This window comes from Cupriavidus phytohabitans (genome assembly GCF_000426345.1).
Lineage (GTDB): Bacteria > Pseudomonadota > Gammaproteobacteria > Burkholderiales > Burkholderiaceae > Cupriavidus.
Genome location: NZ_AUFE01000007.1, coordinates 24,527 through 39,886 on the forward strand (window position 1 = coordinate 24,527; position 15,360 = coordinate 39,886).

General features: G+C 68.5%; 13 protein-coding genes. 11 read left to right on the plus strand and 2 right to left on the minus strand.

What is annotated here, in order from left to right:
• The first annotated feature begins 41 nt into the window (after nt 1-41).
• The 4 genes from tsaB to K309_RS0107285 are packed head-to-tail and all read left to right on the plus strand — an operon-like array spanning nt 42 to nt 3,385.
• Nucleotides 42-800 (plus strand): tRNA (adenosine(37)-N6)-threonylcarbamoyltransferase complex dimerization subunit type 1 TsaB, encoded by a 759-nt coding sequence (tsaB, locus tag K309_RS0107270; RefSeq protein WP_029045801.1) that lies wholly within the window; start codon nt 42-44, stop codon nt 798-800.
• Nucleotides 797-1,372, plus strand: a complete 576-nt coding sequence (rimI, locus tag K309_RS0107275; RefSeq protein ID WP_029045802.1) for a ribosomal protein S18-alanine N-acetyltransferase — start codon at nt 797-799, stop codon at nt 1,370-1,372. The genes tsaB and rimI overlap by 4 nt, the downstream gene beginning before the upstream one ends.
• Complete coding sequence (locus K309_RS0107280) at nt 1,369-2,265, plus strand: uracil-DNA glycosylase (RefSeq protein ID WP_029045803.1); 897 nt, start codon at nt 1,369-1,371, stop codon at nt 2,263-2,265. Before rimI ends, K309_RS0107280 begins: the two co-directional genes overlap by 4 nt.
• The gene (locus tag K309_RS0107285; protein ID WP_029045804.1) at nt 2,240-3,385 is read left to right on the plus strand and encodes a DUF1853 family protein; all 1,146 of its coding nucleotides are present in this window, start codon (nt 2,240-2,242) and stop codon (nt 3,383-3,385) included. The genes K309_RS0107280 and K309_RS0107285 overlap by 26 nt, the downstream gene beginning before the upstream one ends.
• Before the next feature lie 23 nt (nt 3,386-3,408).
• Here the strand turns inward: K309_RS0107285 and lplT are convergent, their stop codons facing one another.
• Nucleotides 3,409-4,728, minus strand: coding sequence for a lysophospholipid transporter LplT (gene lplT / locus K309_RS0107290; protein WP_029045805.1), 1,320 nt, complete (start codon nt 4,726-4,728; stop codon nt 3,409-3,411).
• Between the two features lie 609 nt (nt 4,729-5,337).
• Between lplT and alr the strand changes: the two genes are divergently transcribed.
• The 4 genes from alr to K309_RS0107310 all read left to right on the plus strand — a co-directional run bounded on the left by alr (nt 5,338) and on the right by K309_RS0107310 (nt 9,141).
• Complete coding sequence (gene alr, locus K309_RS0107295) at nt 5,338-6,459, plus strand: alanine racemase (protein ID WP_029045806.1); 1,122 nt, start codon at nt 5,338-5,340, stop codon at nt 6,457-6,459.
• A gap of 110 nt (nt 6,460-6,569) precedes the next feature.
• Nucleotides 6,570-7,931: a DNA repair protein RadA gene (gene radA / locus K309_RS0107300; RefSeq protein ID WP_029045807.1), complete on the plus strand. Its 1,362-nt coding sequence runs from the start codon at nt 6,570-6,572 to the stop codon at nt 7,929-7,931.
• Nucleotides 7,932-7,934: 3 nt separating this feature from the next.
• Nucleotides 7,935-8,501, plus strand: coding sequence for a GNAT family N-acetyltransferase (locus K309_RS0107305; protein WP_029045808.1), 567 nt, complete (start codon nt 7,935-7,937; stop codon nt 8,499-8,501).
• A 154-nt stretch (nt 8,502-8,655) separates the two neighbouring features.
• Complete coding sequence (locus K309_RS0107310; RefSeq protein WP_029045809.1) at nt 8,656-9,141, plus strand: disulfide bond formation protein B; 486 nt, start codon at nt 8,656-8,658, stop codon at nt 9,139-9,141.
• Between the two features lie 67 nt (nt 9,142-9,208).
• Here the strand turns inward: K309_RS0107310 and K309_RS0107315 are convergent, their stop codons facing one another.
• The gene (locus K309_RS0107315; protein WP_029045810.1) at nt 9,209-11,140 is read right to left on the minus strand and encodes an ATP-binding cassette domain-containing protein; all 1,932 of its coding nucleotides are present in this window, start codon (nt 11,138-11,140) and stop codon (nt 9,209-9,211) included.
• Nucleotides 11,141-11,444: 304 nt separating this feature from the next.
• On the opposite strand from K309_RS0107315, the gene K309_RS0107320 reads away from it, so the two are divergent.
• From K309_RS0107320 to K309_RS0107330, 3 genes are read left to right on the plus strand one after another with little or no spacing between them, the layout of a single operon-like run.
• Nucleotides 11,445-12,410 carry a MurR/RpiR family transcriptional regulator gene (locus tag K309_RS0107320; protein WP_029045811.1) on the plus strand — a complete coding sequence of 322 codons (966 nt, stop codon included), beginning with the start codon at nt 11,445-11,447 and terminating at the stop codon, nt 12,408-12,410.
• An 8-nt stretch (nt 12,411-12,418) separates the two neighbouring features.
• The gene (locus K309_RS0107325; protein ID WP_029045812.1) at nt 12,419-13,387 is read left to right on the plus strand and encodes an isoaspartyl peptidase/L-asparaginase family protein; all 969 of its coding nucleotides are present in this window, start codon (nt 12,419-12,421) and stop codon (nt 13,385-13,387) included.
• A 49-nt stretch (nt 13,388-13,436) separates the two neighbouring features.
• Nucleotides 13,437-15,341 (plus strand): dipeptide ABC transporter ATP-binding protein, encoded by a 1,905-nt coding sequence (locus K309_RS0107330; protein WP_198030798.1) that lies wholly within the window; start codon nt 13,437-13,439, stop codon nt 15,339-15,341.
• Nucleotides 15,342-15,360: the final 19 nt, after the last annotated feature.

Below are 15,360 nucleotides of genomic sequence, written 5' to 3' on the forward strand. Positions count from 1 at the left end.
AGAAGCCCTCGGTTCCGGGCGCCAGCGGCTACAATCGCGCCATGTCCTGGATTCTTGCTGTTGAAACTTCTACGGAGTGGTGCTCGGTCGCGCTCGGACGTGCGGCGGCCGGCGCCGGCATCGAGTGCCTGGTGCGCCATGAGCACACCGGTGCGCGCTCCTCTGCGCGCGTGCTGCCCGCCGCCGGCGAGTTGCTGGCCGAGGCCGGCATCGCACTGGCCGATTGCGCCGCGATCGCCTTCGGCGCCGGTCCCGGTTCGTTCACCGGCCTGCGTACCGCCTGTGGCGTGGCCCAGGGGCTGGCCTTCGGTGCCGGACTGCCGGTGGTGCCGGTCAATACCCTGGCAGCTTGCGCCGAGCGCGTACGCGCCGCCGAGCCAGAGCTGCCCGCGGACACCGCGGTGCTGGTCGCGCTCGACGCGCGCATGGACGAAGCCTATGCGGGAGCCTTCGGCTGGGATACCGCCGCGCAGGAGTGGGTGGAGCGCACGCCGATGCACGTCGGCGCGCCGGAAACCGTGCAGCTTCCCGGCGGCAAATTCTGGCTGGCGGGCAATGCCGTCACGGTCTTCGGTGAACGCCTCGCCGGCCTGGCGCGCGCGCAACGCGTGCTGCCGGAGGCGATGCCCCATGCGCAGCCGATGGTCGCCATCGCACTGCGCGCGCTGGCGCGTGGCGAGGCCATCGACGCCGACCGCGCCATGCCGATCTACCTGCGCGACAAGGTGGCGCAAACCATCGCCGAACGCGAAGCCGCCGCCGCCGCGCGCGCCGCGGCCACGGCCGGGAGCGCATCGTGAGCGCAGCCTATCCGCTGGAAGAGCGCGCCGACTGGCCGGCCGTGCCCGCCATGCCGCCGCTGCCCCCGGGCTTTGCGCTGGGCAGGATGAGCGCGCTCGACCTGGAAGCGGTAGCCGGCATCGAGGCACGCGCATACAGCCATCCGTGGACGCGCGGCAATTTCGAGAACTCTGTCAAGGCAGGGCATCTCGGCCTGACCCTGCGTGATTCCGCCGGCACGCTGGTGGCCTATGCCGTGCTGATGCCGGTGGTCGACGAGATGCACCTGCTCAATATCACCGTCGACCCGCCGCGCCAGCGCCAGGGACTGGGGCGGCTGATGCTGTCGATCGTGCTGGCGACCTCGCACGCGCATCGCATCCATACCATGCTGCTGGAGGTGCGTCCGTCCAATACCGGCGCGATCGCGCTGTACCAGGCCGCCGGGTTTGCCGAGATCGGCCGCCGCAAGGGCTATTATCCGGCGGCGGGCCGACTCCGCGAAGACGCGCTGGTGTTGCGCCGGAGCTGGCCTGACGATGTCGCCCGGGAAAGAATGGAAAGCAGGGAAGGCGGGGAGGGCCGGGCATGAGCCGCCGCGCGCGATTCCTCGAGGCGCTGGGCATCACGGCCGAATGGGTGCCGCGGGCACGCGATGACGCGCCGCAGGCGGAGGTGGTGTCCGAAGCCGTTGCTGTTGCCGCGCCCGTTGCCACGCCCGTTGCCGGGCCCGTCACGGTGGCCGCGCAGGCCGCTGCGCCAGTCGTGGAAGCCGCGCCGGCGATCGAAACGGCGATCCCGCTGGTGCCTGTCGCCCCGGTGGCGGCGCCTGTCTCGCGTGCGCCAGCCGAGCCCTCGCTGGTACCGGCCGGCCCCGAACCCGACTCGGCGCAGGCCGGGCGCGAGGCTGCCATCGCCGCCATGGCATGGCCCGCGCTGGATGCCGCCGTGGCCGGATGCACCGCTTGCGGACTGTGCCAGACACGCACCAATGCCGTCTTCGGCGTCGGCGACCGGCAGGCGGAATGGATGCTGGTCGGCGAGGCCCCGGGCGAGAACGAAGACCTGCAGGGCGAGCCCTTCGTCGGCCAGGCCGGCAAGCTGCTCGACAACATGCTGGGCGCGCTCGGCCTGGCGCGCGGGCGCAACGTCTTTATCGCCAACGTGCTCAAGTGCCGCCCGCCGGGCAACCGCAATCCCGAGCCGGCCGAGGTGGCGCAGTGCGAGCCGTTCCTGCGCCGCCAGATCGCGCTGGTGCGCCCCAGGGTGATCGTGGTGCTGGGCCGCTTCGCCGCGCAGTCGCTGCTGCGCACCACCACGCCGATCGGCAAGCTGCGCGGCACCGTGCATGCTTATGAAGGCATCCCCGTGGTGGTGACCTACCACCCGGCCTACCTGCTGCGCACGCTGACCGACAAGGCGCGCGCATGGGAAGACCTGTGCCTGGCCCGCGAGGTACATGACCGTGCGGGAGCTGGGGCCTGACCTCTCGCTGCATCGCGGCGGCGACGGCAACCTGCCGCCGGAGCCGCCGCTGTGGCGCCGCGCCTTGTCGCCGCGCACGCGCGACCTGGCCTGGGCCACGCTGTCGCCGCCGCTGCTGTCCGCGGTAGCGGGTGCCGCGCCGGCGCACTGGCCCGCCGGTACGCTGGCGGCGTGGCGGCACTGGCTGGAAGCCGCCGACCCGGCGGCATTGCCAGCCACCATCGACGAGCTGGCCGGTGGCCATGTCGCCTTTCCCCCCGATCCCGTTCCCGGCCCGGGCGCGCCGCATGCGCAGGATCCCGCCAGCCGCAGCCTGCGGCTGGGACGCCATGCCGAACGGCTGCTGCATTTCGCTCTGCGCCATATGGAGGGGCTGACGCTGCTGGCGGCCAACGTCCCGGTGCGGCGCGCCGGCGCGCATGGCATCCGCACGCTGGGCGAGCTGGACTTCGTCTGGCGCGAGCAGGCCTCCGGCGACGTGGTCCACTGGGAAATGGCCGCCAAGTTTTACCTGATGCCCGGCGCCGTTGCGGCGCCGACCCTGCATGATTTCGTCGGGCCAAACATGGTCGACCGGCTGGGTGACAAGCTCGGGCATGTGGTTGGGCGCCAGCTGCCGCTGGGGCGCACGCCGGAAGCGCGCACGCTGCTCGGCCATGTCGTCGACCGCAGCGAGGTTTACCTGCTGGGTTGGCTGTTCTACCGGGACGGGCAAGTGCCGGCGGGACTCGACGGGCTGGGCATCGCCCCGGACCATCTGCAAGGCTGGTGGTCGACGCTGGACGGCTGGCGCGCGCGCGCGGCGGCGCGGCCGGGCCTGCGCTGGTGCCGGCTGCCGCGTTCGGGATGGTTGTCGGGGGCGCTGGTGCCTGCCAGCGGCACGGAGGAGGTCGATGCCCTGTACGCCGCGCTGGCGCTGCGCTTTGCCGATCCGCGCCACGACCACGGCTGGCGCCGCGAAGCGCCGGTGATGCTGTGCGAGCTGGAGCCGGCCGGCCACGGCTGGTGGCGCGAATGCTCGCGCGGTTTCGTGGTGCCGCCGGGATGGGAGGCGCGGGCCATGGCGCGGGCGGCGGAGCCGGCGCGGCAGGGTGTGCAGACGCTGGCCGACGGCCCCTGAGCGGGGCGCCGGCCAGGGGGAGGTCAGTGGTGCTTGTCCTCGCCGATCATCGCCAGCGAGTTGAAGGTGTTCATGTTGTACTTGTGCAGCTTGATCACCAGCATCATGGTCAGGCAGATGAACAGGCCCAGCGCGATGATGACGATGCCGATCGGCACGTTGAGCTTGATCAGCAGCGCGTACAGGCACAACATCAGCAGCACCGATACGTTTTCATTGAAATTCTGTACCGCGATCGAGTGGCCAGCCGACAGCAGCACGTGCCCGCGGTGCTGCAGCAGTGCGTTCATCGGCACCACGAAGTAGCCCGACATCGCGCCCACCAGCATCAGGAACACGTAGGCGATGGCCATGTACAGCGGCATGTGCAGCCCCAGGATGTGCAGCGTCACCTGGGGCATGGCGTCCTTGGTATAGAAGGCCATGATCATCACGGTCGCGCCCATCGCCACGCCGAAGGGCAGCACCGACAGCGACTTGCGCAGCGGAATGCGCGCGGCGGCGGCGATTGCGCCCACGGCCACGCCCACGGCCACTACCGCCTGCAGCAGCGCACCCTGCGACAGGTTCAGGCCGAGGGACTTCTCCGCCCACTTCAGCACGATGAACTGCAGCGTCGCGCCCACGCCCCAGAACAGCGTCGTCACCGCCAGCGAGATCTGGCCCAGCTTGTCGCGCCACAGCGCCAGGAAGCAGTCGCCGAACTCGGCGATCAGCTTGATCGGGTTCTTTTCCTGCTGCGGGTAGCGGGCGCCGGTATCGGGAATGAACAGGTTGAACACCGACGCGATCACGTAGAACAGCATGATCACGACCATCGCGGCCTCGGCCGGGGTGTCGATGCCGGTGTTGATCCAGGGCAGGTCGAGCCGCATCAGGATGTCCGACACGTGCACCGAAATCAGCGCGCCCCCCACCACGGTGCCCAGGATGATCGAGCCCACCGTCAGCCCCTCGATCCAGCCATTGGCCAGCACCAGCTTCTCCGGCGGCAGCAGCTCGGTCAGGATGCCGTACTTGGCCGGCGAGTACGCCGCCGCGCCGAAGCCCACCACGCCATAGGCCAGCAGCGGGTGCAAGCCGAACATCATGATCGCGCAGCCGACCACCTTGATGGCATTGGTGATGAGCATCACCCGCCCCTTGGGCATCGAGTCGGCAAAGGCACCGACGAAGGCGGCGAGGATGACGTAGGAGAGAACGAAGAACAGCTTGAGCAGCGGGGTCATCCACTGCGGGGAATGCAATTCGGTGAGAAGGGCGATGGCGGCGATCAGTAACGCATTGTCGGCCAGCGACGAAAAAAATTGCGCGGCCATGATGGTGTAAAAACCCTTCTTCATGCTTTCGACTTTGTCTCCATCGCGGACTTCCGTCACGTCGGTCAGGGCGGCACCGGCTGGGGAGGCTATGGTTTGCAGGGAACCTTGCGCGGCGGCCGTGTCGAATTGTCTCGGTTGCACTGCGCTGCGGCGTCGTGAGGCTTGCCTGACAGTCATTGACATAATGCTTCGCTTTTAGAACATGGCCGGAGCGTCCGGCTTTATATCACGAAAACATGGCATTTCCGAACCCCGGCAAGGTGCCTTTTTGACTGCAAATTGCCGCGCCGATTCCCCGATGACCCCCGGCAGCGGCTTCCGGATGTGTTCAAATAACGGCTGCGATCCCGGCCGGACGACCGGAGCTACCCTGACTGGCCTGACTGGTGCAGTGGCAAGACGATATCGCAGCCGGACGCCCCAAGTGACCAGGCAAACGCAAATTTCCCATGGCCGCTCACCTTAGCGCGACATGCCCGCAATATGAAGCACTTCGCATGCATCCACATACCGTCGCCCGCTGACAGGTGACGCTCGCGCCATTGAAACTGAGACAGAGCCGTCCTTCCAGTTCCCGCAGTGACGTGCGCGATGCGCCACGGCGCTGCCTGATTTCCGAGATGTGACTCCATGCCAAGACCCATTCACGCCGTCATCCACCAACCCGCCCTGGCCAACAACCTCGACGTGGTCCGCCGCAGCGCCCCTGCTTCGCGCATCTGGGCCGTCGTCAAGGCCAATGCCTACGGCCACGGCATCCGCCGCGTCTTTGCCGCGCTGCGCGGCACCGACGGCTTTGGCCTGCTGGACCTGAATGAAGCCGTGCTGCTGCGCGACCTGGGCTGGCAGGGCCCGATCCTGCTGCTGGAGGGTTTTTTCCAGCCGCAGGACGTTGCCCTGATCGAACAGTATCGGCTCACCACCGCAATCCACTGCGACGAACAGTTGCGCATGCTGGAAAGCGCGCGTCCCAAGGGGCCGCTGGCGATCCAGCTCAAGCTGAACACCGGCATGAACCGGCTGGGCTTCCACCCCGCCCAGTACCGCGCCGCGTGGGAGCGCGCCCGCGCCATGCCCTGTGTGGGGAGTATCGTCCATATGACGCATTTTTCCGATGCGGATAGTCCCCGAGGCATTGCCCACCAGATCAAGGCCTTCGACGCCGCCACCGCCAACCTGCCGGGCGAGGCCAGCCTGTCGAACTCGGCCGCGGTGCTGTGGCATCCGCAGGCGCACCGCGCGTGGGTGCGTCCCGGCATCATCCTGTACGGCGCCTCGCCGACCGGGCGCGATGCCGATATCGCGGGCAGCGGCCTGCAGCCGGCCATGTCGCTGCACAGCGAGCTGATCTCGGTGCAGGACCTGCGGCCGGGCGAGACGGTGGGTTATGGCTCCTTGTTTACCGCCGAGCGCCCGATGCGCATCGGCGTGGTTGCCTGCGGCTATGCCGACGGCTACCCGCGCCATGCCGCCGGCTGGGGCGAGCAGCGCGCGCCGGTGCTGGTCGACGGCGTGCGTACCGAGCTGGTCGGCCGTGTCTCGATGGACATGCTGTGCGTGGACCTGACGCCGTGCCCGAAGGCGCGGGTCGGCAGCCCGGTGACGCTGTGGGGCCAGGGCCTGCCGATCGACGAGGTGGCACAGGCCAGCGGCACGGTCGGCTACGAGCTGATGTGCGCGCTGGCGCCGCGCGTGCCGACCACGGTGGCGACCATCACGGCGTCGGACAGCGCCGCGCCGGCCGTGGTGTAAAAGGTTGCAAGCGAGACGTGGCGGCAGCGAATGCCGCCGGTTAGCGTGATGTAGTGTGATGGCCGGGCCGCATTTGCGCCCGGCTCGTTCTTTCCCGCAAGGATTTTCCGTTGGCCAAGACCAAGACCGTCTACACCTGTACCGAATGCGGCGGCACCGCGCCGCGCTGGGCCGGCCAGTGCCCGCATTGCCAGCAATGGAACACGCTGGTGGAAACGGTGGCCGAGACGGCCGCGTCCAAGCGCTTCCAGCCGCTGGCGGCATCGGCCATGGTGCGCAAGCTGTCCGAGATCGAGGCCGCCGACGTGCCGCGTTTTTCCAGCGGCATCGACGAGTTCGACCGCGTGCTGGGCGGCGGGCTGGTGTCGGGCGGCGTGGTGCTGATCGGCGGCGATCCCGGCATCGGCAAATCCACGCTGCTGCTGCAGGCGCTGGCCAACCTGGCCGGGCAGCGCCGCGTGCTCTATGTCAGCGGCGAAGAATCGGGCGCGCAGATCGCCCTGCGCGCGCAGCGGCTGGGCGTGGAAAGCCCGGCGCTGGGGCTGCTGGCCGAAATCCAGCTCGAGAAGATCCAGGCCACGCTCGAGGCCGAGAAGCCGGAAGTGGCGGTGATCGACTCGATCCAGACGCTGTACTCGGAGGCGCTGACCTCGGCGCCGGGCTCGGTCGCGCAGGTGCGCGAGTGCGCGGCGCAGCTGACGCGCATCGCCAAGAGCAGCGGCATCACCATCATCCTGGTCGGCCACGTGACCAAGGAAGGCAGCCTGGCCGGGCCGCGCGTGCTGGAGCATATTGTCGACACGGTGCTGTACTTCGAGGGCGATACGCATTCTTCGCACCGGCTGATCCGCGCCTTCAAGAACCGCTTCGGCGCGGTCAACGAGCTGGGCGTGTTCGCCATGACCGAGCGCGGGCTGCGCGGCATCAGCAACCCGTCGGCGCTGTTCCTGTCGCAGCATGAAGAGACCGTGCCAGGCTCGTGCGTGCTGGTGACGCAGGAGGGCACGCGCCCGCTGCTGGTGGAGATCCAGGCGCTGGTCGATACCGCGCACGTGCCCAACCCGCGCCGGCTGGCGGTGGGCCTGGAGCAGAACCGGCTGGCGCTGCTGCTGGCGGTGCTGCACCGGCACGCGGGCATTGCCTGCTTCGACCAGGATGTGTTCCTGAACGCGGTGGGCGGGGTCAAGATCACCGAGCCGGCCGCCGACCTGGCGGTGCTGCTGTCGATCCATTCGTCGATGCGCAACAAGCCGCTGCCGCGCGGGCTGGTCGTGTTTGGCGAAGTCGGCCTGGCCGGCGAGATCCGGCCCAGCCCGCGGGGCCAGGAGCGCCTGAAGGAAGCCGCCAAGCTGGGTTTCACGCTGGCCGTGATCCCCAAGGCCAATGCGCCCAAGCAGAAGATCGACGGCCTTGAAGTGATCGCGGTGGAGCGCATCGAGCAGGCGATCGATCGCGTGCGCCACCTGGACTGAGGCATGGACGACGGCAGCTTGCGCATCGAAACCCCGCGGCTGCGGCTGCGCCAGTGGCGCGATGCCGACTATGCGCCATTCGCCGCGCTGAATGCCGACGCGGAGGTGATGCGCTATTTCCCCGCGCCGCTGACGCGGGCCGAAAGCGACGCGATGGCGGATCGTTGCCGGGCACTGATCGCTGGGCGCGGGTGGGGGCCGTGGGCCGTCGAGCGCAAGCTGGACGGCGTCTTCGTGGGCTTTGTCGGCTTGCACGAACCGGCTGCCGCGCTGCCGTTCTCGCCTTGTGTCGAGGTCGCCTGGCGCCTGGCGCGCGATGCGTGGGGCAGCGGCCTTGCCACCGAAGCGGCCCGCGCTGCGCTGGCCTATGGCTTCGGCACGCTTGGCCTGGACGAGATCGTTTCCTTCACCACGCTGGACAACCGCCGCTCGCGCGCGGTGATGGAACGGCTGGGCATGCGCGAGGATGCGCTGGGGTTCGAACATCCTGCGCTGCCGCCGGGGCATCCGCTGCGTTCCCATTGCCTGTACCGTTTGCCGCGCGCGACATGGCGGGCGGGCGCGGCATAGTGCCCTGCGTCAATCCGCCACAGGGCAGGGGATGCGCAGCCGATGTGATGCCCAAGGCGGGCGCGGAAAAATCGGTAATAATGCGCAGCAATGCCGCGCCCCGAACTGAAGTCACTTGACGGCACTGCTTACCGGATCACCCTCTATCACCACTATGCAAGCCAATTCCCGCGCCTATTTCTTGCTGATCGCCCTCGTTTCCTTCGGCCTGGTCGGCGTTGCGCTCTACCTGCAGTTTGAAAAGGGCTACCAGCCCTGTCCGCTTTGCGTGATGCAGCGCTTTGCATTTATCGGCATCGGCATCTTCTCGCTGCTCGCCGTGGTGGCACAGAACACGCGTTCGTTGTGGCAGGGCCTGGGCATGCTGTCGGGTATCGCCGGCATTGCCGTGGCGGTTTACCACGTGTCGCTGCTGCTGAACCCGAAGGCGACCTGCGGCATCGATCCGCTGGAGAACTGGGTCAACGCGCTGCCGACCGCCAAGGTGCTGCCGCAGGTGTTCTATGCCGATGGCCTGTGCGCGGCGCCGCTGCCGCCGGTGCTGGGCCTGTCGGTGCCGGCGTGGTCGCTGATCTGGTTGTTTATCCTGACGCTGACATTGGCGGTGGGGTTGATCCGGCGGGAGAAGAATTTCCGTTGAAGGATGACGGAGTCGGAAAGAGAAACCGGCGCAGTGTGCGCCGGTTTTTTATTGAGGGAACTATCCTTCACGCAATCTGCTCGATCTGCTCCTGCAGCTCCAGCCACTTCTCTTCCAGCGTCTCCAGCTCGCCATTGACCTCGCCCTGGCGCTTCAGCATCTCCATCAGCTTCGCCTTGTTGGCTTCGGCATAGCTCGATTCATCGGCCATGAACCGGTCGATCTCTTCCTTGGCGGATTGCAGCACCGCCATCCGCTTCTCGACCTTTTCCAGCTCCTTCGTCAGCGGCTTGCGCAACGCCGACAGGCGCTGGCGCTCATCCGCCTCGGCGCGGCGCTGGTCCTTGCGGTTGACCGTGGCGGCATCGCCACTGTTCTCAGCCAGGTGCGCGGCCGTGGCGGCATTGCGCTTGGCGGCGGCCTGCTGCAGCAGCCAGTCGCGGTAGTCGTCCAGGTCGCCGTCGAAGGGCTTGATGGTGCCGTCCGCGACCAGCATGAACTGGTCGGCGGTGGCGCGCAGCAGGTGGCGGTCGTGCGAGACCAGGATCAGCGTGCCTTCAAACTGCGCCAGCGCCATGGTCAGCGCCTCGCGGGTATCGAGGTCGAGGTGGTTGGTCGGTTCGTCGAGCAGCAGCAGGTTGGGCTTCTGCCAGACGATCAGCGACAGCGCCAGGCGTGCCTTTTCGCCGCCGGAGAACGGCTCGATCGGTGACGTGGCCATGTCGCCGCGGAAATTGAAGCTGCCGAGGAAGTCGCGCAGCTCCTGCTCGCGCACGTCAGGTGCCAGGCGTGCCAGGTGCTGCAGCGGCGAGTCGTGGTCGCGCAGTGTCTCGAGCTGGTGCTGCGCGAAGTAGCCGATCTGCAGTCCCTTGCCCAGGCGCAGCGTGCCGGTCATCGGATCCTGCGTGCCGGCCAGCGTCTTGACCAGCGTCGACTTGCCCTGGCCGTTGGCGCCAAGCAGGCCGATGCGCTGGCCATTCTGGATCGACAGCGCCAGGTTGTGCAGGATGGTGACCGGCGGCTCGGCCTCGGCGTAGCCGCAATCGACGCCGTCGAGCACCATCATCGGGTTGGGCGCGGCATCGGGCTCGCGGAACTCGAAGGCAAAGCCGGCGGCGACGTGCACCGGCGCGAGCCGCTCCATCTTCTCCAGCGCCTTGACCCGGCTCTGCGCCTGGCGCGCCTTGGTCGCCTTGGCCTTGAAGCGCGTGATGAACGACTCCAGGTGCGCGATTTCCTTCTGCTGGCGCGCGTAGGCGGCCTGCTGCTGTGCCATCTGCTGCAGCCGCAGGGTCTCGAACAGCGTGTAGTTGCCGCCATAGCGGCGCAGCTGCTGGTTCTCGATATGCACGGTGACGTTGCAGATCGCGTCGAGGAATTCGCGGTCGTGCGAAATCATCACCAGCGTGCCCGGGTAGCGTGCCAGCCAGTCTTCCAGCCAGACGATGGCGTCCAGGTCCAGGTGGTTGGTCGGTTCGTCGAGCAGCAGCAGGTCGGACGGGCACATCAGCGCCTGCGCCAGGTTCAGACGCATGCGCCAGCCGCCGGAGAACGACGATACCGGCTGCGTTACCTGGGGCAGCGTAAAGCCGAGGCCCAGCAGCAGCGCTTCGGCGCGCGCGGGAGCCGTGTAGCCGTCGGCATCGGCATAGGCGGCGTGGGCTTCGCCTTCGGCGGTGCCGTCGCCGCTGGCCTGTGCGGCCGCGATGGCGGCTTCGATCTCGCGCAAGCGGGTGTCGCCGTCGATCACGTACTCGACCGCGCTGCGGCTGACCGCCGGCGTTTCCTGCGCCACATGCGCGACGCGCCATTGCGCCGGAACGCTGACATCGCCGCCGTCCGGATGCAGCTCGCCCCGCAGCAGCGCGAACAGCGTCGACTTGCCGCTGCCGTTGGCGCCGACAAGGCCCACGCGCTCGCCCGGGTTGAGCGTCACGCTGGTGTGGTCGAACAGCACCTTGGTGCCGCGCTGGAGGACAAGCTGGTCGATTCGGATCACGTGCGGGGAAACTTCTGAACGGGAACGGGCAACTACGCGGAAAAGCCGGCCAAGGCGGGTTGGCGGCGCTGGCCGGCATTGTAGCGTTTCCGGTGCGGGGCATGCCCGCGAATGGCGAAATGCCAGAAATGCCGCGGCATTGCGCACCGCCCCGGTGCGCCGCATGGCGGTCGGCGCTAGGGATTACCCTCGAATATCCAAAACTCTATTTTCTTTGTGGGTGGGTTGAGTGTAAATTCATTTTCACAAGTTTTTCAGAATGTAACCGGCAGCGTCGCCCACGCGAACGCCATCCCGACCCGACATGACCCAAGGCCATTCGATCTCCGACCGCATCGCGCGCAGCCTGCCCACGCTGACGCCGGCGCACCGCCGCATGGCGGAATACGTGCTGGCCAACCTGTTCCGCGCGGCTACGATGCGCATCGACGAATTTGCCGCGGCGGTGGACGTGTCGGTGGCCACCGCCAACCGCTTCGCGCGGGCGCTGGGATTCGACGGCTATCCGCAGTTCCGTACCGAGCTGGTGCGCGGCTTCGAGGCCACGCTCGCGCCGGTCGAGCGGCTGCGCAGCGAACTGGAACGGCCCGCGACCGTGGCTGAAGTGTTCGCCGCCTCGCTCGAGGATGCGGCGGCCAATGCCGAAGCCACGCGGCGCGGCATTGACGCGCAGGCATGCGAGCGTGCGGTCTCGGCGATCCTGGGGGCGCAGCGCGTCTACGTGGCGGGCTTCGGCGCCAGCGGCTTTCTGGCCGGCCTGCTGCAGCACGGGCTGGAAATGTATTGCCGCATGGTTACCTCGGTCGCCGGCGCCGGCGGTGCCTCGCACGCGGCGCGCCAACTGTTCAAGCTGCAGCCGAGCGACTTGCTGATCGTGATCGCCTTCCCGCGCTATGTGACCGACACCATCGAACTGGCGCAGCGCGTCAGGGCGCACGGCGGCCGCGTGCTGGCGCTGACCGACGGGCCGACCTCGCCGCTGGCGCCGCTGGCCGATATCGCGCTGTACGCGCAGGCCGCCAACCGGCTCTCTGCCAACTCCGATGCGACCGTGCTGGCGCTGATCGAAGCGCTGTGCGGGGCGGTCGCGCACCGCGCCGAGCGGCCGGTCAAGGCCGCCGCCGAAATGACCGAATTCCTGCTGCCGTGGCTCTATGGCACGCCGGGCGCCGAACGCGCCGGCCGTGCCGGGCCAGCCGGACCGCAGCCGACCGAAGCGCAGGCGGCGGGCACCACGCGCCGCCGCGCGTCCAACCTGAAGAAGTCCTGAACCATCCCATGCAGCAAGCAGTCATTGCCATCCACGGCGGCGCCGGCACCATCACCCGCGAGGCGATGGATCCCGCGCGCGAACGCGAATACACCGAGGCGCTGGAACACGTGCTGCGGGCCGGCCAGCGCATCCTGGCCGACGGCGGCAACGCGCTCGATGCCGTGACCGAGGCCGTGCGCCTGCTGGAGGAATGCCCGCTGTTCAATGCGGGCAAGGGCGCCGTGCTGACCCATGCCGGCACCTATGAACTCGACGCGGCGGTGATGGACGGCGCCACCCGCGATGCCGGCGCGGTGGCCTGCGTCACGCGCCTGCGCAACCCGGTGCTGGCCGCGCGCGCGGTGCTCGATCACAGCGAGCATGTGCTGTTTGCCGGCGCCGGCGCGGAGGCCTTCGCCGCCGCACAAGGGCTGGAACTGGTGGAGCAGGAATACTACTTCACGCAGGCACGCCACGAACAATGGCAGCGCGCACGCGGTACCGCCGGCATGGCGCTGCTCGACCATGATGCCGCCGCACTGGGGGCACGGAACGTGCCGGCCGACCCGATCGATCCGGACAGCAAGTTCGGCACCGTTGGCGCGGTGGCGTGCGACAGCCGCGGCAACCTCGCCGCGGCGACCTCTACCGGCGGCGTGACCAACAAGAAGGTGGGGCGCGTCGGCGATACCCCGGTCATTGGTGCGGGCTGCTATGCCGACGACGTGGTGGCAGTGTCCGCCACCGGCACTGGCGAGATGTTTATCCGCACCGTGGCCGCTCACGATGTCTCGGCGCAGATGCGCTATGCCGGCCTGTCGCTGGAAGAATCGGCACGGCGCGTGGTGATGGAAAAACTGGTCGCCATCGAAGGCCGGGGCGGACTGATCGCGGTAGACCGCGCCGGCAACGTCACGCTGCCGTTCAACACCGAAGGCATGTACCGCGGCTTTGCCCGCGTGGGCGAGGCGGTCAGCGTCTCGATCTACGGCTGATCCCCGCATCCGCCAGTCCTGAGCATCACGCAGCAAACAAGGAGTTCCAGTGGCCAATATTCCAGCGCAAGCGCACGCTTCCGCCTCCGGCATCGTCCTGCCGCCCGAGCGCGTCGTCTCGGTCGATGGCCTGAGCGTGCGCTTTGCCACGTCCGAACGCACCGTCGAGGCAGTGCGCAACCTGTCGTTCCATGTCGACCGCGGCGAGACGCTGGCGGTGGTGGGCGAGTCGGGCTCGGGCAAGTCGGTCACGTCGCTGGCGCTGATGCGGCTGGTCGAGCATGGAGGCGGCAAGATCGTCAGCGGCAGCATGCTGCTGCGCCGGCGCGGCGGCGAGGTGATCGACCTGGCGCGCGCGGATAACGCGACGCTGCGCAGCGTGCGCGGCGCCGACGTGGCGATGATCTTCCAGGAGCCGATGACCTCGCTCAACCCGGTGTTCCCGGTGGGCGAGCAGATCGCCGAATCGATCCGGCTGCACCAGGGCAAGAGCCGCGCCGCGGCGCGTGCCGAGGCGCTGCGCATGCTGGAGCTGGTGCGCATCCCCGAGGCGCGCCGCGTGCTGGAGCGCTATCCGCACCAGCTTTCCGGCGGCATGCGCCAGCGCGTGATGATCGCGATGGCGCTGTCGTGCAAGCCGGCGTTGCTGATCGCCGACGAGCCCACCACCGCGCTGGACGTGACCATCCAGGCCGAGATCCTGCAGCTGATCCGCGGCTTGCAGGCCGAAATGCACATGGGCGTGGTCTTCATCACCCACGACATGGGCGTGGTGGCCGAGGTGGCCGATCGCGTGCTGGTGATGTACCGCGGCGAGAAGGTGGAGGAGGGCAGCTCCGACGACGTGTTCCGCGCGCCTGCGCATCCGTACACGCGCGCACTGCTGTCGGCCGTGCCGCGCCTGGGCGCCATGAGCGGGACCGACCTGCCGGCCAAGTTCCCGCTGCTGCGCCTGGATAGCGCCAGGGCGGAGCAGGCTGCGCCGCAGGACACGGTGCAGCCCGGTGTCGCCCCGATCCTGCGCGTGCAGGACCTGGTCACGCGATTCGACGTGCCCGGCGGCCTGTTCGGCCGCGTCACGCGCCGCGTGCATGCGGTGGAGAAAGTCAGCTTCGATCTCTATCCCGGCGAAACGCTGGCACTGGTGGGCGAGTCCGGCTGCGGCAAGTCCACCACGGGCCGTTCGCTGCTGCGGCTGGTGGAAAGCCAGAGCGGCACTATCGAATTCAACGGGCAGAACATCAGCAAGCTGGAAGGCCCGGCTCTGCAGACCCTGCGCCGCAATATCCAGTTCATCTTCCAGGACCCGTTCGCGTCGCTCGACCCGCGCGTGCCGGTCGGCTATTCGATCATGGAGCCGCTGCTGGTGCACAAGGCCGCCAGCGGCAAGGAGGCCGAGCAGCGCGTAGCCTGGCTGCTCGACAAGGTGGGGCTGGACCCGTCGCACGCGGCGCGCTATCCGCACGAGTTCTCCGGCGGCCAGCGCCAGCGCATCTGCATTGCGCGCGCGCTGGCGCTGAACCCCAAGGTGGTGGTGGCCGACGAGTCGGTGTCCGCGCTGGACGTGTCGATCCAGGCGCAGATCGTCAACCTGATGCTGGACCTGCAGCGCGAGCTGGGCATCGCCTTCCTGTTTATCTCGCACGACATGGCGGTGGTGGAGCGCGTCAGCCACCGCGTGGCGGTGATGTACCTGGGCCAGATCGTCGAGATCGGCCCGCGCCGCGCGATCTTCGAGAACCCGCAGCACCCGTACACGAAGAAGCTGATGTCGGCGGTGCCGATCGCCGACCCGGCGCGGCGCCACCTGCGGCGCGAGCCGCTGAACGATGAGATTCCCAGCCCGATCCGAGCGGTCGGCGACGAACCGGTGGTGCAGCCGCTGGTGCAGGTCGCCGGCAGCGCCGGGGCCGGCCATTTTGTTGCGCGGCACGCCGTTGGCGGCGCCTACTGAAACGGAAGTCAATCCAAGG